18 protein-coding genes and 3 pseudogenes are annotated in these 18,383 nt (G+C 70.0%); 11 read left to right on the top strand and 10 right to left on the bottom strand.

The features are described from left to right. Positions 1–775: 775 nt before the first annotated feature. Together AV521_RS04910 and AV521_RS04905 are read right to left on the bottom strand one after the other, a co-directional pair. Complete coding sequence (locus AV521_RS04910; protein ID WP_076083920.1) at positions 776–1,258, bottom strand: DUF6114 domain-containing protein; 483 nt, start codon at positions 1,256–1,258, stop codon at positions 776–778. A gap of 84 nt (positions 1,259–1,342) precedes the next feature. Continuing rightward, positions 1,343–1,915: a DUF6230 family protein gene (locus tag AV521_RS04905; RefSeq protein ID WP_256725435.1), complete on the bottom strand. Its 573-nt coding sequence runs from the start codon at positions 1,913–1,915 to the stop codon at positions 1,343–1,345. 772 nt (positions 1,916–2,687) lie between these two features. Here AV521_RS04905 and AV521_RS04900 point away from each other — a divergent pair. Both AV521_RS04900 and AV521_RS48565 read left to right on the top strand, forming a co-directional pair. After that, complete coding sequence (locus AV521_RS04900) at positions 2,688–3,884, top strand: alkaline phosphatase family protein (protein WP_076083914.1); 1,197 nt, start codon at positions 2,688–2,690, stop codon at positions 3,882–3,884. 360 nt (positions 3,885–4,244) lie between these two features. Then, positions 4,245–4,751, top strand: coding sequence for a hypothetical protein (locus AV521_RS48565; RefSeq protein ID WP_143658571.1), 507 nt, complete (start codon positions 4,245–4,247; stop codon positions 4,749–4,751). Between the two features lie 123 nt (positions 4,752–4,874). Here the strand turns inward: AV521_RS48565 and AV521_RS50495 are convergent, their stop codons facing one another. Then, complete coding sequence (locus tag AV521_RS50495; protein ID WP_076083908.1) at positions 4,875–5,063, bottom strand: hypothetical protein; 189 nt, start codon at positions 5,061–5,063, stop codon at positions 4,875–4,877. Here AV521_RS50495 and AV521_RS04885 point away from each other — a divergent pair. Then, positions 5,058–5,753 carry a hypothetical protein gene (locus AV521_RS04885; protein ID WP_076083905.1) on the top strand — a complete coding sequence of 232 codons (696 nt, stop codon included), beginning with the start codon at positions 5,058–5,060 and terminating at the stop codon, positions 5,751–5,753. The two genes, AV521_RS50495 and AV521_RS04885, sit on opposite strands and share 6 nt — an antisense overlap. A gap of 19 nt (positions 5,754–5,772) precedes the next feature. Beyond that, on the top strand, positions 5,773–6,681 hold the full coding sequence (locus AV521_RS04880; RefSeq protein WP_079249129.1) for a GNAT family N-acetyltransferase: 909 nt from the start codon (positions 5,773–5,775) through the stop codon (positions 6,679–6,681). 27 nt (positions 6,682–6,708) lie between these two features. Here AV521_RS04880 and AV521_RS04875 read toward each other — a convergent pair whose 3' ends face one another. After that, positions 6,709–7,707, bottom strand: a complete 999-nt coding sequence (locus tag AV521_RS04875) for a hypothetical protein (RefSeq protein WP_076083902.1) — start codon at positions 7,705–7,707, stop codon at positions 6,709–6,711. 270 nt (positions 7,708–7,977) lie between these two features. Between AV521_RS04875 and AV521_RS04870 the strand changes: the two genes are divergently transcribed. From AV521_RS04870 to AV521_RS52565, 3 genes are all read left to right on the top strand, one after another. Continuing rightward, complete coding sequence (locus AV521_RS04870) at positions 7,978–8,823, top strand: hypothetical protein (RefSeq protein ID WP_076083899.1); 846 nt, start codon at positions 7,978–7,980, stop codon at positions 8,821–8,823. Positions 8,824–8,896: 73 nt separating this feature from the next. After that, positions 8,897–10,138, top strand: a complete 1,242-nt coding sequence (locus AV521_RS04865; RefSeq protein WP_076083896.1) for a PP2C family protein-serine/threonine phosphatase — start codon at positions 8,897–8,899, stop codon at positions 10,136–10,138. Between the two features lie 181 nt (positions 10,139–10,319). Beyond that, a complete protein-coding gene (locus tag AV521_RS52565; protein WP_079249128.1) occupies positions 10,320–10,607 on the top strand; it encodes a DUF5133 domain-containing protein in 288 nt (95 codons plus the stop codon). Between the two features lie 79 nt (positions 10,608–10,686). Here the strand turns inward: AV521_RS52565 and AV521_RS04855 are convergent, their stop codons facing one another. From AV521_RS04855 to AV521_RS04845, 3 genes and pseudogenes are all read right to left on the bottom strand, one after another. Continuing rightward, entirely contained in the window at positions 10,687–11,091 is a 405-nt protein-coding gene (locus AV521_RS04855) for a DUF2267 domain-containing protein (protein WP_256725434.1), read from the bottom strand. A gap of 109 nt (positions 11,092–11,200) precedes the next feature. After that, positions 11,201–11,589 (bottom strand): annotated as a pseudogene (locus AV521_RS50490) (DUF2267 domain-containing protein); the annotation flags it as partial. A gap of 101 nt (positions 11,590–11,690) precedes the next feature. Next, the gene (locus AV521_RS04845; protein WP_076083890.1) at positions 11,691–12,122 is read right to left on the bottom strand and encodes an Hsp20/alpha crystallin family protein; all 432 of its coding nucleotides are present in this window, start codon (positions 12,120–12,122) and stop codon (positions 11,691–11,693) included. A 125-nt stretch (positions 12,123–12,247) separates the two neighbouring features. Between AV521_RS04845 and AV521_RS04840 the strand changes: the two genes are divergently transcribed. Then, a complete protein-coding gene (locus AV521_RS04840) occupies positions 12,248–12,907 on the top strand; it encodes a type III effector protein (protein ID WP_076083887.1) in 660 nt (219 codons plus the stop codon). Positions 12,908–13,413: 506 nt separating this feature from the next. On the opposite strand, the gene AV521_RS04835 is transcribed toward AV521_RS04840, so the two are convergent. Then, positions 13,414–13,596 (bottom strand): DUF5133 domain-containing protein, encoded by a 183-nt coding sequence (locus AV521_RS04835; protein WP_256725454.1) that lies wholly within the window; start codon positions 13,594–13,596, stop codon positions 13,414–13,416. 177 nt (positions 13,597–13,773) lie between these two features. Beyond that, the gene (locus AV521_RS04830; protein WP_076083884.1) at positions 13,774–14,247 is read right to left on the bottom strand and encodes an Hsp20/alpha crystallin family protein; all 474 of its coding nucleotides are present in this window, start codon (positions 14,245–14,247) and stop codon (positions 13,774–13,776) included. Between the two features lie 439 nt (positions 14,248–14,686). Between AV521_RS04830 and AV521_RS04825 the strand changes: the two genes are divergently transcribed. The 3 genes and pseudogenes from AV521_RS04825 to AV521_RS50480 form a co-directional block, all read left to right on the top strand. Further along, on the top strand, positions 14,687–15,490 hold the full coding sequence (locus AV521_RS04825; protein WP_076084697.1) for a VOC family protein: 804 nt from the start codon (positions 14,687–14,689) through the stop codon (positions 15,488–15,490). 243 nt (positions 15,491–15,733) lie between these two features. After that, a pseudogene (locus tag AV521_RS50485) lies at positions 15,734–16,030 on the top strand (PAS domain-containing protein); the annotation flags it as partial. A 45-nt stretch (positions 16,031–16,075) separates the two neighbouring features. Further along, positions 16,076–17,158 (top strand): annotated as a pseudogene (locus tag AV521_RS50480) (SpoIIE family protein phosphatase); the annotation flags it as partial. 757 nt (positions 17,159–17,915) lie between these two features. Here AV521_RS50480 and grpE read toward each other — a convergent pair. After that, positions 17,916–18,383, bottom strand: a complete 468-nt coding sequence (gene grpE / locus AV521_RS04815) for a nucleotide exchange factor GrpE (protein WP_076083878.1) — start codon at positions 18,381–18,383, stop codon at positions 17,916–17,918.

Below are 18,383 nucleotides of genomic sequence, written 5' to 3'. Positions count from 1 at the left end.
TGCCCGAGCGTTGCGAAGCGACCAGCTACCGACGCTCGGGCCGGTCGGCGCACATCGTCGGCTGACGGGGCCGACCGCGCCGCTTCGAACGGCACTCAGCCTCCCGATACGCCGACGCGTCGGTGACGGCCGACTCCCACACGGCGGGCCGCCGGAGCCCGCGCATCAGCCCTGCGCCGGGGCGTCAGCGAAAGCTGTCCCTCGCGCAGCGATCGCTACGAGGAGATCGGCCCGCGCCTCGTACGGAACGCCCAGTGGTGAGGTGCGCGTTCCACTCCGTCTTCACAGACACGGCATGCGAACGGGCACTCAGCTGCCAGGAGACGGACAGCCGCCCAACTCGAACGGACAGGCAGCGTGGACCCATTTGGCAGAGTGTGGCCGATCCTCGCTGGGGCCGTGCGGTTGCAGGGGCGCCTCCGTAGTCCGGGGGACAGGTCACTGACCGTCGTTGACCCGGGGTTTCAGAAGGTCGTCCACGTTGACATGGCCGTGCTGGTCACCATCACGGCCAGCAGCAGGCCCAGGGTGCCGCGACCGCCCCCCGAGCTCGACAGCAAGGGCCAGGCCACGGCCGAATCCGACGGCTACGACGTGATGTGCCGGCCACCCACGGCGTGGCCATGCGCAGGGCCAGGGGCCCGCAGGCCACGGCCAGTGTGCAGGCTAGAGGCCGGGGTACGCGGCCGAGCGCGAGAGCGGTCATTGTCGTGCGGCCCTGGCGTTGGCGCTCGGGCTCGTGGTCGCAGGAGTGCGCGGTCGTCCGGCACGGTCGTCAGGTGTCACTTCGGCCCTCGCCCGTCGGAACCGGTGATTCCGGACAGTCTCCCGGTGGTGTCGACGGCTCGTCGGCTGTGGGCGGCATCCAGGCGCAGGCCAGGGAGCCGCCGATCAGGCCGGAGGCTGCGCCGAGGAAGAGGCCGCCGAGGTTCGCGACGGGAAGGGAGATGAGGGCGAGGAGGAGGGTGGAAATCCCGGCGAACACACGAAGGTGGGGGCCATACCAGAGCGCGACGCCCAGCGCCAGGAGCAGAGTTCCGATCACCAGGGATCCGGCGCCGGACGCGGTCGACAGGGCGAGTGGAACCCCGCCCAGGTCCAGGTTCGCGTAGGGCCAGTAGAGGATGGGCAGACCGGCGGCGAAGGTGAACGCACCTGCCCAGAAGGGGCGTTCGCCACGCCAGGTTCTGAACGCCCGCCGGAACTCAACTGCTGCGGCAAGCAGTTCACGTCGTCTGCCGAGTGGTTTGATGATCACGCGTCCTGTCCTGATCAGTGGTGCCGTGGTCCCGCGAGGAGGATGGAGGCCCGGACCTGCGCCCCCTGCACGGGGGCCGCCGGGTCAGGGGCACGGATGGCTGCCCCGCTCAAGCCGCAAGCGCAGACCCGGAACGCTGAACGTCCCGGCGGAGACCGCGACGGCACTCACTCGCAGGTCGGTCAGGGTGGTCGACAGAGCTTGCTGGCCCACCCCGTCAGGGGCGAAGAACCGCGAGTCCCTGTCTTTGGGCTCGACCGGCCCCTTGGTCATGGCGCCCTGAGCGACTCCGACGTCGAGGCCGCTGAAATTCGCGCCATTGGCGGACTCGGCCGTCGCGTCGATGAACAGGTTCGACGCCTCGGCCGGCCGGTCGTCACCTCCGGTGAGCCGCAGAGTCTGTGTGCCCAGCACCGGGATGTCGACGAGAATGGACTGGCACAGCCCCCGGACAGTCGCGTCCCGGAACCCGCTGACCACAACGGGTACGAGTTCATGTTTCTTGGTCACGTCGACCATGCCATAGAGACTGAATCCACGGGCGGTCAACGAGTCGGCGGTGACCTGAAACTTCTGGCCGGAGATGAAGAACGAGGCGGCGAGCACTCCCTGCGCCATGGCGATGCCGACCGTCGCGCACGCTGCGACGCTGGACACCAGGACTACCGCGAAGCGCCTCCAACGGGTTCTCCCGGCGCGGTGCGACATCCCGTCTCCTTCAGTGGTGAGGTGAACCCGCCCGTGCCAGACGAGGGACCATATGCCCGTTTTGTCCGATTATGGATCCTAGGGTTCCGAGTGCGGCAACCGACTGCACTCCAAGTCCGCCATACGAGTGACGCAAGTTCTGCTGGGCTCTTCGGGCGACAGTGACGTGGAGCCAGCCGAGTGAGTCGGGACCCCTGGTGAAGCCTCATGAGGCGTACGAGACCTTGTGAGCGTCGGCCGGACGGATCGTCGGCGGATGCAGCGGACGTGGACTCTTGGCCAGCACTGAACAAGCACCGGAGTCCGTCACCGACGCCCCGGCAGCGCGTCCATGGTGGCCGCACGCACTCCCACGCCAAAAACTATGGTGTCCCACCACACACGCCTCTGACCGAGGTGGAGTGGAAACAGAGGACGTTGACGGGGCGACGGGCGAAGGCGTGTTCCGGCGCATGGACTCGCACCGGCCGCGGTAGAGCCCACCCTGCTTCTGCCGCACAAGACGCGTCGGGCGCGGCGCGCCACGGAAAGCAGCCTAATGATCACCGTGGTGAGCAGGGCGTTCCTCTGCCTCGTAAACAAGCAAGTCCGCGTTCACTGAAGGGTTGTTGACGGACCCAAGGGAGAAATTCAGCCAACGGTCCAGCGCGTGCGGAGGCGCCGGAGCCGCCGGTTCCGTCACCGTGCTGGGTGCAAACCACCTAGCTGGAGGAGGTTGCACATGCATCCGCATCGACGACTGGCCAGAAGGCTGCTGACCTTGGTGGCCTCGCTGCTGCTCGCCCTGGCGCCGGAGATATCCGGTGGCGCCACGTCCGCGCAGGCGGCCGGGTCCGTTCCGGCGTTCGACCACGTCTTCACGATCCTGATGGAAAACCACTCGTACAACGAGATCGTCGGCAACAGCCAGGCGCCGTACATCAACTCGCTGGTCAGCCAGTACGGCATCGCGTCGAACTACTTCGCGGTCGGCCACCCGAGCCTGCCGAACTACCTGGAACTGACCGGTGGATCGAACTTCGGCATCACCACCGACTGCAACCCGTCGCAATGCACGGTGAACCAGCCGAACATCGCGGCGGACCGCATCACGCCGGCCGGCAAGACCTGGAAGGCGTACGAGGAATCGATGCCGGCACCCTGCACGCTGTCCGACTCGGGCGAGTATGCGGTGCGGCACAACCCCTTCGTCTACTACACCGACATCCAGACCACGCCGCAGTGCAACAACGACGTGCCGTACACCCAGCTCGCCACCGACCTCGGTTCGACGGCCACCACGCCGAACTACGCGTTCATCACCCCGAACCTGATCGACGACATGCACGACGGCACGATCGCCCAAGGCGACACCTGGCTGTCGCAGAACGTGCCGACGATCCTCAACTCCCCCGCCTTCACCAGCCAGAACTCGGTGCTCAACATCGTGTGGGACGAGGACGACGGCACCCAGAACAACCAGGTGGCGTCGATCATGATCAGCAAGTCGACCACGGCCGGCTACCACTCGACCAACCTGTACAACCACTACTCCTGGCTGGCCACCATAGAGTCTGCATGGGGTCTCGCCCCGCTGACCAGCAACGACGGCGGCGCCACCGCGATGTCGGACTTCTTCGTGCCGCAGACCGGCCAGACCCTGCCCGGTGCCCCGACCAACGTGACCGCCACCGCCGGTCACCGGCAGGCGACCGTCACCTGGACACCGCCGGCCAGCAACGGGGGCTGCTCGATCACGCAGTACAACGTGACCGGATCCCCCGGCGGTAGCGCGACGGTCAGCGGCACCTCGACCAGCGCCACCATCACCGGCCTCACCCCCGGAACCAGCTACACCTTCACCGTATCGGCCACCAACTGCGTAGGCACCGGCCCCGCCTCATCCCCGTCCAACCCGGTCGTCCCGACCAAGCACTGACTCCGCCAGGCGCCTCTGAGTGCGACACCGCTCAGAGGCGCCTGGGCCGCCGCCGTGGCCCGAGTACCGCTCGCCGACAAGGAGCTGTTCCGTTGGACTTCGTCGAGCGGGGTTCAGTGGCCAGCCGAGCGGTACCGCCGCTCCAGCATGCGGCCGACGGGCTGGCTGAGGTCGACTGCGGTGAGGTTGCGCTGCGGTCGCCCACGAGCGGACCGCATCCGAATGCCGTGGGACGAAGGGCTCGGGCCGGTTGTCCTCTGGCACAGCTGCCGGCTCGGGAAAGATCCACTCGTTCACGGGCGGCCCTGCTGGTCGCGGCAGATCTGGTCACGGCCGCGCGGCGTACGGGCGGGGCAGGCGATGTGCGCTGCGGTGGTCACCGGTCCCGACTGGCTGACCGTGGACCGCTTCCTGTCCGAGGTGCCCTCGCCGGCACGGCACTCGGTGCTGCCGGTGCTGGGCCTCGCCGGCCGTCCCAGCGGTGTCGTACGGCTGAGTCGGCTGGCCGCCGTGCCGCCCGGAAAGCAGCGATCGCTGCGGGTCCGGGACGTCGCGACGCCGCTGTCCCGGTGCACGCTCGCCGCACCGCAGGAGCTGCTGAACACCGTCCTGGAGCGCCTTCTCACCAGCGGCGGACGCCCATCCTGGTCATGGACGACGGCCGGCTCTGCGGGATCGTCACCGCCCACGACATCGACCGCTCCCGCCGGAGTGCCCGACATCTCCCCGCCCGCAGTCCTCCAAGCCGCCGCTCCAGGCCCCCGGCAGCCGCGGCGGCCCTGGCTCCCGCCCCGGCCCGCGGCAGCGCCACCCATGACGGAGCCCCGCCGTACAGGAGCGATCCGCTGTGAACTGTGGGACCACTGATGTGGCAGGGAATGCGATCGGCGCGCACAATGTTTCATCACCTAGGGCAAGTGGGGGCATATCCGGGGAAGGTGAACGACCACGGGTATTCCTTTCGGAGCCCACCTGTCGGTGCCGGGCATGTCACCGGTGCGTGGTGTGGGTGTCGAGGCAAGCAGAGCCGCCGGACGGCTCGTGCGCCTCCCGCTCGACCTGGCAGCGGAAGGCGTCGAGCAGATCGTCGGCCACTTCCGTCGTACCGTGCCCGGGCCAGACCCGGGCCAGAACGAACCGCCACCGACAGCGGGGGACCTTCCGGTTCTGCTGGTGCATGGGCTGAGCGACGGTGAATCGATCATCGCGGCGCTGCGGCGAGGGCTGGACGGCATCGGTGCGGGGCCCTTCACCACGATGGGTCACCACGCGTTCGGCCCGGACATCCGCGCGGCGGCCCGGGTCCTGGGCGAGCAGGCGGAGCTGGCGAGTGCCCGAAGCTCGGGGCGGCCCGTGGTCGTGATCGGATACAGCCTCGGAGGGCTGATCGCCCGCTACTACACACAGGCGCTCGGCGGGGACGCGTACGTCCCGCTGGTGATCACGCTCGCGACGCCGCACGGCGGCACGGCGGCGGCCCTGCTGGCACCGCCCCATCCGCTGCTGCGCCAGCTACGGCCCGGAAGCGGGCTGCTGACCGAACTCGCCGGGCCGGCCCCCGGGTGCCGTACCCGGTTCGTGGCCTTCTACAGCGACTTCGACGAGGTCGTGATCCCGGCTTCCAGGGGCCGCATCGACCATCCCGACCTCACGGCCCGCAACGTGCTCGTGCCCGGCGTCGGCCACCTGACACTCCCGCTGCACCCGCCGGTCATCGACCAGGTCCGCTCATTGCTCACCGCGGCCCGGCAGTCCATGTCCGCCACCTGCCTCCCGCACAGTCACACCCCCAGAAAGAACGGGCAGCCCCCAGGGCACAGCCGCCGTTCCCGTGACAGCCGGGCCGAAACAGGGGACGCTGAGAAGTAGCCGACAGGAACGCCGGCACATGTGCGGACAGGACAGCATGGCCTCCTCGCCGAGCCCCGACAGCGGGACGACGGTACGCCCGGTCCTCCCCAAGGACGAAGCAGGGGTACACGAACTCATCGATGCCGACCGGCTTCCAGGGCAGCCGCGTTGCGCCCCGGAGACGCTGACCCCGGCGTGGTGTGTTCCCGTCCCCTTGGTCAGCCGGGCCATACCGGCTTGGCCGCAGATCAGTGTGCTCACCGATGCCGGGGACCGCCCCCGCGGGACCATCGCCTACCTGTCCTGGGCGGATTCGGGCCCTGGTCTCATCTACTGGGTCCACGCGTACGAGCACCCCCCGACCCTGCGCACCCTGATCGGCCACGCTCTCAGGGCCCTGGGCCACTGCCCGCGGATCGAGGCGTTCGTCGGCGCCCCGCCGGGTCCGCAGGGGCCGGGTGGCCTGCCCCGCACCCGGCGCGGCGCCACCCACAACGCCTTGGTGGAGACCGGCTTCACCGGCCACTGCCAGGGCCGCTACCTGCACCGCAGGCTCCCTGCCGAGCACCCGCCGGCCAAACCGGTCGCCGACGTCTTCCCCTGCGACTTCCCGCCGGGCCACCGGCTGATCCTTCGCGAGGCCACCGAACCGGTCGCCGAAGCCGTCGTCGGCATGGGACCCGAGCGCACCGCGACGCTCTACTGGATCGAGACCACGCCCGTCCGCCGGCGCCGTGGTCTGGGCCGCCGGTTGCTCGGGCAGGCCCTGGCCCTGCTGGCCGAGCAGGGCGCCACCGAGGTCGCGCTCGTCCTCGACGACGCCCGGCCGCCCATGTGCGAGAGCCAGGCCGCCACCCGGCTGTTCCGCTCCTTCGGCTTCACTCTCGTCGATGAGCTGTGGACCTACGAGCACCGGCGCCCCGAGCCCCTGCGGCCTGGCGCATGAGCTGCTGCCCCGTCGGACGGAAGCCCGTCAGGCGTGGACCCGTTCGGCCGCCGCGAGGACGGTGGAGCGGGCCTGATGACGGCGCTCGTAGTCCAGCACCCGCTGGGTGAGGCTCTCTCCCGCCTCGGCGAGCCGCTTGCGGATGTCGCCCGTGTTCATGCCGTCGTAGCCGGGCCAGGGTTCGGGCCCGAGCAGGTCGGCGATCCTGCTCAGGACTGCGGGACGGGCCGCGTGGAAACGCTCGTACGCGCCGACCGTCGCGAGATCCGTCTGCGACAGCTGCGGGAGCCGGTCGACGATCATCCTGGTGCCGAGCCTGCGGTAGTCGGGAATCGGCAGCTCGTCCTCCGAGATCAGGGCGCCCTCCGGTACGCCCTGGAGCCGGTCCACGCCGGGCATCCGCTCGGCCGTCTCCCGCAGCCACGTGCTCCAGTCCCGGACCGCCTGCGCGGCGCCGCCGACGCCCACGCCCTCGGCGGCGATCACCTCCGCCTCGGCGGCCAGCACCGCTGCCCGGGCCCGCTGCTCCAGGCAGTCCGCGAGTTCTTCCAGCATCTCCTCGCCGTCGCGGCGCACGGTGCTGAGAAGGTCCGCGGTGGCGACGTTCCCGGCTTCCTGAGCGATGCGTTCGGCGGCCCGGCAGATGGCCATGGCGAAGGCGGTGGCGGCGTACTCCTCCTCGACGTTCTTCAGCAGCCGCTGCTCCGTCGCCTTCCCCTGCTGGCTCCGCAGCAGGGCGCCCGGCGCGATCATGGCGGCGTCCAAGGGCAGCCGGACTGCTTGCCTGGTGACGTCCCAGGCGTTGCCGAGAACGTTCCGCACGAACCGGCGCGGCTTCAGCACGGTGAGTCGTTCGTCAATGGCGTACACATGCCCCCGGGCGTCGCCGACACGGCGTTCCAGGAGTTCCCGGTACTCCCCGGGGGGCGTGACGGCAAGGTCGGCTTTGAATCGGTCGGCCAGCGCGGCTTGGGCTTCACGGACCTCACGCAGCGCGGGAACGAGCATGTCGGTGGCTACGGCCATCATGTTTCCTTCGGCTAGGGCGATGCTCGTACGACATCGGGCCAGAGCGACTCAGCCCCCTCGCTCCCTACCGTGACGCGAAACGCCCGCCCCCGCATCTCGCCATCGCCCGCTCGTGCGGTCCGCGTCCGGTTACGGCTCCAGTGGGTGCCATTCGCCTCGGCGAGGCGGATACGCCGACCGGCGGCAGGATCACATCCGGGGAGCGGGAGTCGGGACATGATGGATATACCGATGTGTTCTGCTGCGTTTACGAGGAGGAGTACGGCAATGCCCGGGTCCGGTTCTGGCGGTACGGAGGGTGTGGCGGGCGGCAAGGCGCGGTTCGACGACATCTACGACCGGCCGGACCCCCGCGCCTACTTCACGCGGCTGGCCCCGCTGGAGTACGAGATCCCGCGCCACGCCCAGCCGGTCTTCCGGCGGGCCGCCGCCGAACGGGCCGCGCTGGACGAGGGCCGCCCCGGCCGGCCGGCGGTGCTGGACGTGTGCTGTTCCTACGGGATCAATGCCGCACTGCTCAACCACGAAGTGACGCTGACGGAACTGTACGAGCGGTACGCCTCCCCTGACTGCCAGGCCCTGTCGACGGCGGAACTGGTGGCACGGGACAAGGAGTTCTACGCCGAGCGGCGCCGCCCCGACGCGGTGCCGGTGTTCGGCCTGGACATCGCGGCACCGGCCGTGCACTACGCCCAGCAGGTCGGTCTGCTGGACGCCGCCTTCACCGACGACCTGGAGCAGGCGCCGCCCGGGCCCCGGCTGAACCGCGCCCTGACGGACGTCGGGCTGATCACCCTCACGGGCGGCGGCAGCTACATCACCGAGCGGACGTTCGCCGCGCTGCTGAACGGCGCCCGGCGCCCCGTGTGGGTGAGCGCGTTCGTGCTGCGGACCGTGTCGTACGAACCGGTCGTACGGACGCTGGCCGCGTACGGCCTGCGCACCACGGTGGATCCGTCCCGCACCTACCCGCAGCGACGTTTCACGGACGAGCGGGAACAGCGGTACGCGATCGAGGCGGTGCGGCAGCTGGGCGGTGACCCCTCCGGGCGGGAGGACGCCGGTCGTTTCCACAGCGTGCTCTACGACTCCCGGCCCGGCTCCCTGCCGTAACCGGCCCACTGATGTGCTGATCAGCGGGGCGCATAGTGGAAGCGAGGGGGATCGGAGAGGAACGGGAGCGCCTGTGACCACACCGCCGATCGACTACCGGGCGCTGTTCGCCGCCACCCCCAGCCCGTACCTCGTACTGGGCCCCGATCTCGTGATCCTCGACGTCAACGCGGCCTACTGCCGGGCGACCGGCCGCACCCGGGAGGACCTGATCGGGAAGTACCTCTTCGACGCGTTCCCCGAGAACCCGGCGGACCCCGACGCCGACGGGGTACGGAACCTCAGTGCCTCCCTGCACCGGGTCGTGCGCTCGAAGGAGCCGGACACGATGGCGGTGCAGAAGTACGACATCCCGGTGGCCGGCCGCCCCGGCGTCTTCGAGGAACGATGGTGGTCCCCCGTCAACACTCCCGTGCTGGGGGCGGGCGGCCAGGTGGCGTGGATCATCCACCGGGTGGAGGACGTGACCGAGTTCGGGCTCTCGCGTGCCGCGCGCGTCCAGCCGGGTCAGGCGCTCGGCGAGCGGGAGGCCGTGGAAGCCGAGCTGTATGCGCGGGCGCGGGAACTCCAGCAGGCGAACGAGCAGTTGCGGCAGGCGCACGCCCGGGAACGGAAGGTCGCGGTCACCCTCCAGGAGGCGATGATGCAGTCGCCGGATCTGGCCCGGCACCCGAACGTCGCGGTGCGCTACCTGCCCGCGGCCACGGGACTCAACGTGTGCGGCGACTGGTACGACGTGGTGGACCTGCCCGACGACGGCTTCGCCATGGCGGTGGGCGACGTGGTCGGCCATGGTCTGGAGGCGGCCGCCGCGATGGGCATGCTGCGCAGCGCGCTGTCCGCCGCCGTCCGCGCCCTGCCCGAGCCGGCCAGGGCCATGGAGGTGTTGGACCTGTACGCCTGCTCAGTGGAAGGGGCCGTGGCCACCACCGCGGTCAAAGCCGTCGTCGACCCCGACCGCCGGCGCATCGCCTACAGCAGTGCCGGCCACCTCCCGCCTGTGCTGGTCCACGCCGACGGCACCTTCGTCGTGATGGACCGGGCCACTGATCCGCCTCTGGGAGTCCGCCCGAAGTACGTCCCGCGCCCGCAGGCCGCACTCGACTACACGCCCGGCGACACCCTCGTGCTCTACACCGACGGTCTCATCGAACGCCGCGACGAGGACATCGACACCGGCCTGAACCGGCTCGCCGCCACCCTCACCGACAACCCGCGGCTCAGCCCCGACCACCTGGCAGACCTCCTGCTGTCCCGGATGGGCGTCAGCGGCGGCGGACACGACGACATCGCCTTGATCGTCGCCCGGCTGTGAGGCCCAGAACGCCGGTCTCCCCGCTGTCACCGGGTATGGCGGTCACAGAACTGCGTGATTCAGAAAGTCCAAGCCGTCGCGCCATTTACCGTCCGGACTTGTCACGGATGCGGGTGCGCCGCGTCATTCGACGACCCGCAGCCGCTCTCCGGGTACGCCACTCCCACCCACCGGGTACTGGATGGCGCAGCAGCGACCTGTCGACCCGATTTCTGCAACTGGCTGGCGCGGCGGGTCGTATCGGCGGCAGATCCGTCACTTCTGCGGGACTGGTCGAGGGGTGCGAAAGCCTCAGCAGCGCCTGGCACGGGGCGGCAGCGGCGCGGAGACTGCCCGCAGACTTGAGGATGCGACGTACACACTGTGCGTAGTCACAGGCACCCGCCAACTGGACGCAGCGTTGTTCATGGCCCGTCGGCAGTTGGCCGACTCTCTGGCCCGGCACCAGCCTCTTCACCCCTCGGGGTGAAGACCCGCTCGGTGTTCTCGGGGCCTCTCTGGCCCAAGTCCGGCTTCAACCGCGTTGGTCCAGTTCGCCTTCGGCGTGCTCAGGCGGCTGGGGTGAGTTCGGCACGGCCGAAGAGGAGTGCGTAGCCCGTGGGGAGCTGGCGCAGGATGCTGGTGAGCAGTTCGGGGCCGGCCGAGGCGGCGACGGCGGCGAGAACGGAGCCGGTGTCCCAGCGGGTGGTGGCCAGGGTGGCGCTGCTGCGGGCGGCAAGGTCCTTGACGAAGGCCCAGCCGGTCAGGGGCTGGGTGTCGGGGATCTGTTCGGTGAGGATGCGTGCGGCTTGAAGAGGCAGGCGGGCGGCCAGGTCGACGCGTTCCTCGCCTGTCAGCTGGCGTCCGAGTCCCGCAACGACCAGTCGGACGGCTTCTTCGGCGCGTTCCCTGGTGGGGTAGGCGCCTTCGTAGCGGACCTTCTCCAGCATCTGCTCGTACGTCGTCGCAGGCATGTGCTCAAACGGTGCACGCTGGTCGGACATCACTGCGCCGGTTGCCTTTCTGTCGCCGGTGCCGGCGCCCGGCAGGGCGGGGCGCCGGCACTGGGTGTGGGAGTGGCCAGGTGGGCTGGTGGTCGCCGAAGAACAGGTCGTAGCCCGCGGGGAGCTGGAGCAGGATCCGGTTGAGGACGTCGTCACCGGCAGCGTCGGCCACCGTGCTGAGGACGGCGCTGACGTCCCAGGCCGCGGTCTGCTCGGTGGTCCCCTCGATCGGGGCCGCGGTCGCCCGCACGAGTCGCTCGGGGCATCGGTGCGGCGGCCTGCATCGGGTTGAGCAGGATCGGTGCGAAGTCTTCCGGCAGGCGCGCCGCCAACTGGGTGCGTGCCCCACCGACCAGGTGCGCCCGGCAGGGCGAGAACAACGCGGGCCGCGCGTTGTGCTTCCTGCTCGTTTGGGTATTCGCCGCGTTCCTTCACGTGGTCGGGGAACGCTTCCCTTCGCAGGGTCACGTCGGCCGCCCCCTTCCTCGTCTCCTTGTTCGAGGGCGGAGGGCGGGTGGGGGAAGATCGAGTGCCCGTCCTCCGCCGCTGACCGGCCCCTGTCACCGGGGTCAGCCGGAGATCTCCTTGTGGGCGGATCCTCCGCCGATGGCGATCTTGCGGGGCTTGGCGCGCTCGGCGATCGGGATGCGCAGAGTGAGCACCCCGGCGTCGTAGTCGGCCTTGATGTTCTCGGTGTCCAGCGTGTCGGCCAGCACGATCTGGCGGGAGAAGACGCCCAGCGGCCGTTCCGACAGTTCCATCTGCACGTCGTCGGACTTGGCCACGGGCCGGCGTTCGGCCTTGACGGTCAGCATGTTCCGCTCGACGTCGATGTCGATCGCCTCCGGGCTCACCCCCGGCAGGTCGAAGGCCACCACGTACTCGTCGCCCTCGCGGTAGGCGTCCATGGCCATCGCGGACGGTTGCGACCAGGTGCCCCTGCTCATCAGCTGTTGAGCGAGCCGGTCGAGTTCACGGAAGGGGTCAGTGCGCATCAACATCTCAGAACACCTCCAGAGGGGTCGGGCAGTTGCTGCCAATGCGCCTCACGAAACCGTTGTAACATGTCATCCATTCGATGACAAATACTGCCGTCATCGAATGGATGACATGCTGGGAGGTGTCCATGACGGCAGCCGGCCCGCCGGCCTCTTCCAGTGACGACGCTCAGAGCCCGGCTTCCTTCCTCGCTGCCGCGGCAGCACTGGAGGCCATCGACCACGCCCTGCGCGCCGCCCAGGACGAGACGTGCGACGCCTCCAGCGAAGCAGGGCCGGGTCCGGAGCAGGCTCTTGCCTCCCTCCTGTTGCTGCGGCAGGTGCGTGAGCAGCTCGCCGGCTGGGAAACCGGCCTGATCGAAACAGCCCGCCATGCCGGCGCCAGCTGGGCCGACCTCGCCCACCCGCTCGGCGTAGCCAGCCGCCAGGCCGCCGAACGCCGCTACCTGCGCGGCCGCCCCGGCCCCACCGGAAGCACCGGCGAACAGCGCGTCCAGGCCACCCGCGAACGCCGCGCCGCCGACCGCACCCTGGCCACCTGGGCCCGCCGCAACGCCGCAGACTTGCGCCGTATCGCCGGCCAGATCACCGCACTTACCGATCTGCCCAGCGCTGCCCGCCTCCCCGTCGGCCAACTCGATGAGGCCCTTGCCCAGGACGATCCCGCCGCCCTCATCCGCCCCCTGAACGCGACCCGGCCCCATCTGGCAGCCGTCCACCCCGACCTCGCCGCCAGACTCGACACCCTCACGAACTCCGCCGAAACCGCGATCACCGCCTCCGGCTGACCGATGCGCACGCTGCGGTGACATCGAAGTCGTACTGCTGAGGTCGCCTGTTCAACTGTCGCGAGCTGGGAGTAGGACCTGCTGATGACACTGCGCCGTGTTCGTCCGCTCGTACGAATCTGCCCATGGGCCGAATGGTGCGCATGGCTGATCCCTCGTCCACGGCCGGTGAACATGTTCATCGCCCTGGAGGGCACAGGCTCTGACGGGCTACCAGGGTGGGAGATCGTCGGTCAGGACTCGGCCCTGCTCGGTGACCAGGCGACGCTGCGCAGAGACGTGCTCGCCGTGGCGGTCCTTGCGGAGCAGCCGACAAGCGGGTGCGCCCCGGTGGCCAGGGAACACCTCGTGCACGCCACACCCTTCGGCTTGAGCGCGCTCGACACCGAAATGCGTGCGCGGCCAGCAGTTCCGTCACGTCGTCCGGCAGGGCGCCGAGGACGCGGCGCTGCCGCTGGAGGCATTCCATCCGCTCGGGGTCGGTGACGCTTACGGAGTGCATCGGCTCAGCGGGAGGCAGTGATTTCCCGCCGGGCCCGGTCCGTCGCCACGGGGGCCGAGGACCGGGCCAGGAGGCGCTCCGCCTGTGCCGCAGCGTCGGCGGCGTTGCGTTGTCCCATGAGGACGCAGAGTGTGTACGCGGCGTCGTCAAGCCGACGATAGGCGAGCGGGCTCGCCGGATTTCGCAGCAGAGCGGCTCATGCGGACCGGTGGGCACGAGGTGCCGCGGCGACGGTCCTGACGTGGGGCATCAACATCTTCGTGCCCACACCTCCCCGTACCGGCATGTCACCGTCGCACGGCAGAGTTGCTCGCGCAGGATGGACTCTGCCGTGCGACGGCTTCGCGGCGCGCACCGAGCGGGGTCAGGACTCGGTGATCTCGATGTGCCGCGGCTTGGTGGCCTGCGCCTTGGGCACGGTGACGGTCAGCACACCCTCGTGCAGGGTCGCGCTGACCTCCTCCGCCCTGACATCGGCGGGCAGCAGGGCCTGGTACTCGAAACGGCCGGTGCGGCGGGTGCTGCGGCGCAGGACGCCTTCGCGCTCCCGCTCCTTGTACTCCCCGGTGATGCGCAGTCCCCGCTCGCTCATCTCGATGTCGATGTCGTCCCGCCTGATCCCGGGCAGGTCGGCCTCGATCACATAGGCGTCGTCCGTCTCCCGCATGTCGGCCGCAGGCGACCACGCCAGCTCGCCCGGAGCGGCGGTGCCTTCCAGCAGCTGGGTCATCCGCTGGAACAGCTCATCGAACTCGGCAGCGACGGGTTCACCCCATCCGAAGCCCGGGAACCGCCTCTCCAGCAGGCTGCCGGGCCGGTGTCGTACGGGCAGCGTCATCGCGGTTCACCTCCGCGAGGTGGGCTATGTGGGTCACCTTCCATGGTGCGCGTCTCCGGACCAGCGGGCGAATCAACCACCGTTGACCGCCCGTTCAGACCGTCCTCATCACCCGCAACGCCGAGACGCCCCATGAACGCCGGCTCGCTGCGCGCCAGGACATGCCGCAAGTGTTCCCGCGATTCCGTGTACTGCACGCCTGTGCCATCGTGCTGCGTCGCCATGGCACAACAACGAGATATGCCAGGCACCCGATGTGCGCCGACCAGGTGGAGTCGCAACACACCGTAAGCGTCCGGTCCGGCATGGTCACCGGGGCGGGCAGGAACGAACGCCTCTTCGCGCATCGCTGAGGCCGGCGGTGTGCGGGACCAGAACGCTGGTGGACACTGAAGTCGGAGCAGTTGGCCCTCGGCGTACGAGATCAGGCGCGATGCCCATGAACCACGGCACGACACACTCATCCAGTGCGACGGACGTCGTCCTCACGCGTTCGGTGTTCGGCGCGCCGTGCTGGGTGAGCCTGACCAGCCGTGACCTCGACGCCACCCAGGGCTTCTACGGTGCCGTACTGGGCTGGCGGTGCCGCAGGGCCAGACTGGGCGACCATTTCCGGACCGCGCTGGCGGACGGCGTACCCGTCGCGGGGATCGCGGGGGTGGCCGCCATGTGGCAGATGGCCGTGGCCTGGACGCCGTACTTCGCGGTGACGGACGCGGACGAGGCCGTGGCCCGCGCCCAGGAGCGATGCGGCACCCTGGCCGTCGGGCCGATCTCGTTCCCTCCCGGACGCGCGGCGCTGCTCGCCGATCGCCACGGCGCGACCTTCGGCATCTGGCAGGGGAAACTCGTCACCGAGTGGGAGACGTGGCGCCAGGTCGCACCGACGTTCATCACCCTCCACACGCGCGACGCCTTCGACGCCGCCTTCTTCTACGGAGAGATCCTCGACTGGGCCTCGGGCCTTCCCGGCGCCTGCGAGGTCGAGTACGCCGGCGGCGAGGTACTGCTGCGCAGCCAGGGCGACATCGTGGCCCGCATCGAGTCGGGCTCGGTGGAGACGCCACCGGACCCTTCGGTCAGGCCACACTGGCAGGTCCACTTCGCCGTGGCCGACGTGGGGCCCTGCGCCCGGGCCGCGGAGAAGCACGGCGGCAGCGTCCTGGAGGAGGGCGAGCAGGAAGCCGTGCTGCGCGATCCCGACGGCGCCCAGTTCACGGTGACCTCGCGCCGGCTGCGGTGACGTCCGGCGAGTCGCGTCGCCGTTTCGGTCCGGGCCCCCATCCGGACGACTGCGCGACGGCACCGGACAACGAACGGGGACAGGAGGCCGGAGATGGCCGTGGCCGAGGAGTACGAGACCATCAGCGGAATGCTCACCTGCCTGTCGGTGTTGCATTGATTGACTATTGGCCCTCGGCCGTGGTGACACGGCGGTGTGCGGCGCGTTCGCCGACCCGCCTGGACACGTACGGGACTGAGAACGATGCGTACGCATGTCACTCCGCAAGTGGCGGACGCAGCCGTTGCGGCCATCGACGCGCAGGGCGTCGTGACCGCGTGGAGCCGTGGTGCCCGGCTGCTGCTCGGATACACGCCGGGCGAGATCGTCGGGCGCCCGGCGGCCGGTCTTCTGGGCTCCGGCCTTCCCGACGCGGCCCGGCGGAGGGCCGCGCAGAGACAGGCGTGGACGGGGCGGGTCGCGCTGCGCGACCGAGAGGGCCGCCAGGTGGAAGCCGACCTGCGGGCCTGTCCGCTGATGGACGCCGAGCAGCACGTGCAGTGGTTCCTCCAGGCCGACTTTCCGCAGGAGGCCGACGGCGCCGACCTGGTGCTGCAACGCAGTCTGCTCTCGCACCACCGGCCGACGCGGCTGGCCGTGGAGACCGGAACCCGCTATCTGCCGGCCGATCCCCAGGCGGGTGTGGGCGGCGACTGGTTCGACGTCATCCCTCTCTCGGGCGCCCGCGTGGCCCTGGTCGTCGGCGACGTCGTCGGCCACGGCATCCACGCCTCCGCCGCGATGGGCCGACTGCGCACGGCGGTGCGTACCCTCGCCGACGTCGATCTCACCCCTGACGAGCTGCTGACACAGCTCGACGACCTCATCCTCGAAGAGATCGAAGAAGGCATCGAATCGGTCGGCGAAGTCGGCGCCACCTGTCTCTACGCCGTCTACGACCCCATCTCCGGCCACTGCACCACGGCCAGCGCCGGCCACCTCGCGCCGGCCCTCGTCACCCCCGACGGCGCGGTGCGCTTCCTCCATGTGGCGCCCGGGCCACCGCTCGGCGTGGGCGGTCTGCCGTTCGAAGCCACCGACAGCCGGCTGCCCGAAGACAGCCTGATCGTTCTCTACACCGACGGCCTGGTCCGAACTCGCCATCGCGACATCGACTCCGGACAGCGGACCCTGCTCGACACCCTGAGCCGAGCCACTCCCTCGCCCGAGGCGGCGTGCGACCGCATCGTCGAAACGCTCCTGCCCGGCTCCCCGGACGACGACGCCGCCCTGCTCGTCGCACGCACCCACATCATGGGTGCCTCCCATGTGGCCTCCTGGAATCTCCCCGCCGACCCAGCCGTCGTCGCCACCGCACGCCGACGGGCCGCACGCCAGCTCTCGATCTGGGGACTCCGGGACGCCGCCGGCAGCACCGAACTGATCGTCAGCGAACTGGTCACCAACGCCATCCGCCACGCCCACCCCCCGATCCAGCTGCGGCTCATCCACGACACCGCCCTGATCTGCGAGGTCTCCGACGCCAGCAGTACGACCCCGCACCTGCGCCGGGCCCGTGCCCTGGACGAGGGCGGTCGCGGCCTGTTCCTGGTGGGTCAGCTCGCCGAGCGCTGGGGCACCCGGCACACGCCCACCGGCAAGACCGTCTGGGCCGAGCAGCCCCCGCCTCTGCGCCACCCGGTCCAGCCATCCCGCGCGCCCGCACCACAAGCGCTCTCCGCGGACAGCCGCACCAAGGCTGCAAGGCCGACCACCCGCCCCGCGGGGCAAGGGGCCCGGGACGAGGTTCCGAGGCCGACGTCCTCTGTGGCGGGACAGCCACGGTCCCAGACTCCACAGGGTGGGGAGGGAGAGGAAGCGCTCATCTATGGCGGGGATGCTCGTCACAGAAGATCAAGCGGTCGTACGCCTGCCGTGGTGGGAAAAGGCAGCCACCTGTCGTGGCGACGTGCGTGTGCCGCTGGCGGCCGTGTGCCGGGGGACCGTCGAGCCTGACTGGTGGCGAGCCCTGCGCGGTGTGCACGAGCGCGGCATCTGCATGGCCGGCACCTGGTCCATCGGTACACGCTGTCATCAGGCAGGGAAGGACTTCGCAGTCGCGGCACGGGACAGGCCCGCGGTTTGCGTCGAACTCCGGCTTCCCGCCCCTTTCGCCTTCTCGCGGTCTCCGCACGGGGCGACAAGGAAGCCGGGGCGACAGCCGGGTACATCGCCCGGGCCGCGCCGAACATCGACACATCAACGCCGTGGCGGCAGCCCCGGGATGGGTGAGGTCCCGCTGGGCAAAAAAACAGTCCCTGGTAGCCCCATCGCTCCACCGGCTAGACGTCCTTACCGACTTGTCGAGCTACGAGGTCGGCTCGCTCGCCGGTTCCTTCTGCGGGCTCGCGGGGTTCCTGTTCACACCCCCGCCCGCGTGGGTCCCTCACGGGCGGGGGGGCGGCCCGGTGACCTCCACGTAGGCCGGACGCAGCAGCTGGTCACCGAGCCGGTAGCCAGGGCGCAGGATCTCCGTGCAGACCAGCCGGTCGGCATCCGGGACGATGTGATGCGACAGGGCGTCATGGCTGGCGGGTTTGAAGGTGTCGCCCTCCTGGCCGACCGCTTCCAGCCCAAGAGAGCCCAGCTGGATCCGGAGGGTGTCGGAGATGTCTTTCAAGGCCGCCGTCATGGGCTCGTGCGCGCACGTACGGTCGACGGCGTCCAGGACGGGCAGGAGGGCGCGCAGGACGTTGGCCTCGGCGATCTCGCGTACGGCCATGCGGTCGCGGCGCACCCGCTTGCGGTAGTTGTCGTACTCGGCTTTCACCCGTTGCAGGTCAGCCGTGCGTTCCTCCAGCAGACGCTGCGTCTGGGCGGGGTCCAGTTCTTTCTGCAACCGGCACTTGTCCAT

Source organism: Streptomyces sp. IMTB 2501, from assembly GCF_001953885.1.
Lineage (GTDB): Bacteria > Actinomycetota > Actinomycetes > Streptomycetales > Streptomycetaceae > Streptomyces.
The sequence above is the reverse complement of the archived record's forward strand: the minus strand, read 5'-3'. Positions and strand labels throughout refer to the sequence as shown.

What these genes read in the sequence shown, in the direction of transcription:
- AV521_RS52565 (WP_079249128.1), top strand. Translation starts at nt 10,320, where the DNA reads ATGGCGCAGCAGCGACCTGTCGACCCGATTTCTGCAACTGGCTGGCGC.
- AV521_RS04900 (WP_076083914.1), top strand. Translation starts at nt 2,688, where the DNA reads ATGCATCCGCATCGACGACTGGCCAGAAGGCTGCTGACCTTGGTGGCC.
- AV521_RS04830 (WP_076083884.1), bottom strand. Translation starts at nt 14,247, where the DNA reads ATGACGCTGCCCGTACGACACCGGCCCGGCAGCCTGCTGGAGAGGCGG.
- AV521_RS48565 (WP_143658571.1), top strand. Translation starts at nt 4,245, where the DNA reads ATGTGCGCTGCGGTGGTCACCGGTCCCGACTGGCTGACCGTGGACCGC.
- AV521_RS04840 (WP_076083887.1), top strand. Translation starts at nt 12,248, where the DNA reads ATGACGGCAGCCGGCCCGCCGGCCTCTTCCAGTGACGACGCTCAGAGC.
- AV521_RS04880 (WP_079249129.1), top strand. Translation starts at nt 5,773, where the DNA reads ATGTGCGGACAGGACAGCATGGCCTCCTCGCCGAGCCCCGACAGCGGG.
- AV521_RS50495 (WP_076083908.1), bottom strand. Translation starts at nt 5,063, where the DNA reads ATGCACCAGCAGAACCGGAAGGTCCCCCGCTGTCGGTGGCGGTTCGTT.
- AV521_RS04825 (WP_076084697.1), top strand. Translation starts at nt 14,687, where the DNA reads ATGAACCACGGCACGACACACTCATCCAGTGCGACGGACGTCGTCCTC.
- AV521_RS04845 (WP_076083890.1), bottom strand. Translation starts at nt 12,122, where the DNA reads ATGTTGATGCGCACTGACCCCTTCCGTGAACTCGACCGGCTCGCTCAA.
- grpE (WP_076083878.1), bottom strand. Translation starts at nt 18,383, where the DNA reads ATGGACAAGTGCCGGTTGCAGAAAGAACTGGACCCCGCCCAGACGCAG.
- AV521_RS04855 (WP_256725434.1), bottom strand. Translation starts at nt 11,091, where the DNA reads ATGCCTGCGACGACGTACGAGCAGATGCTGGAGAAGGTCCGCTACGAA.
- AV521_RS04870 (WP_076083899.1), top strand. Translation starts at nt 7,978, where the DNA reads ATGCCCGGGTCCGGTTCTGGCGGTACGGAGGGTGTGGCGGGCGGCAAG.
- AV521_RS04875 (WP_076083902.1), bottom strand. Translation starts at nt 7,707, where the DNA reads ATGGCCGTAGCCACCGACATGCTCGTTCCCGCGCTGCGTGAGGTCCGT.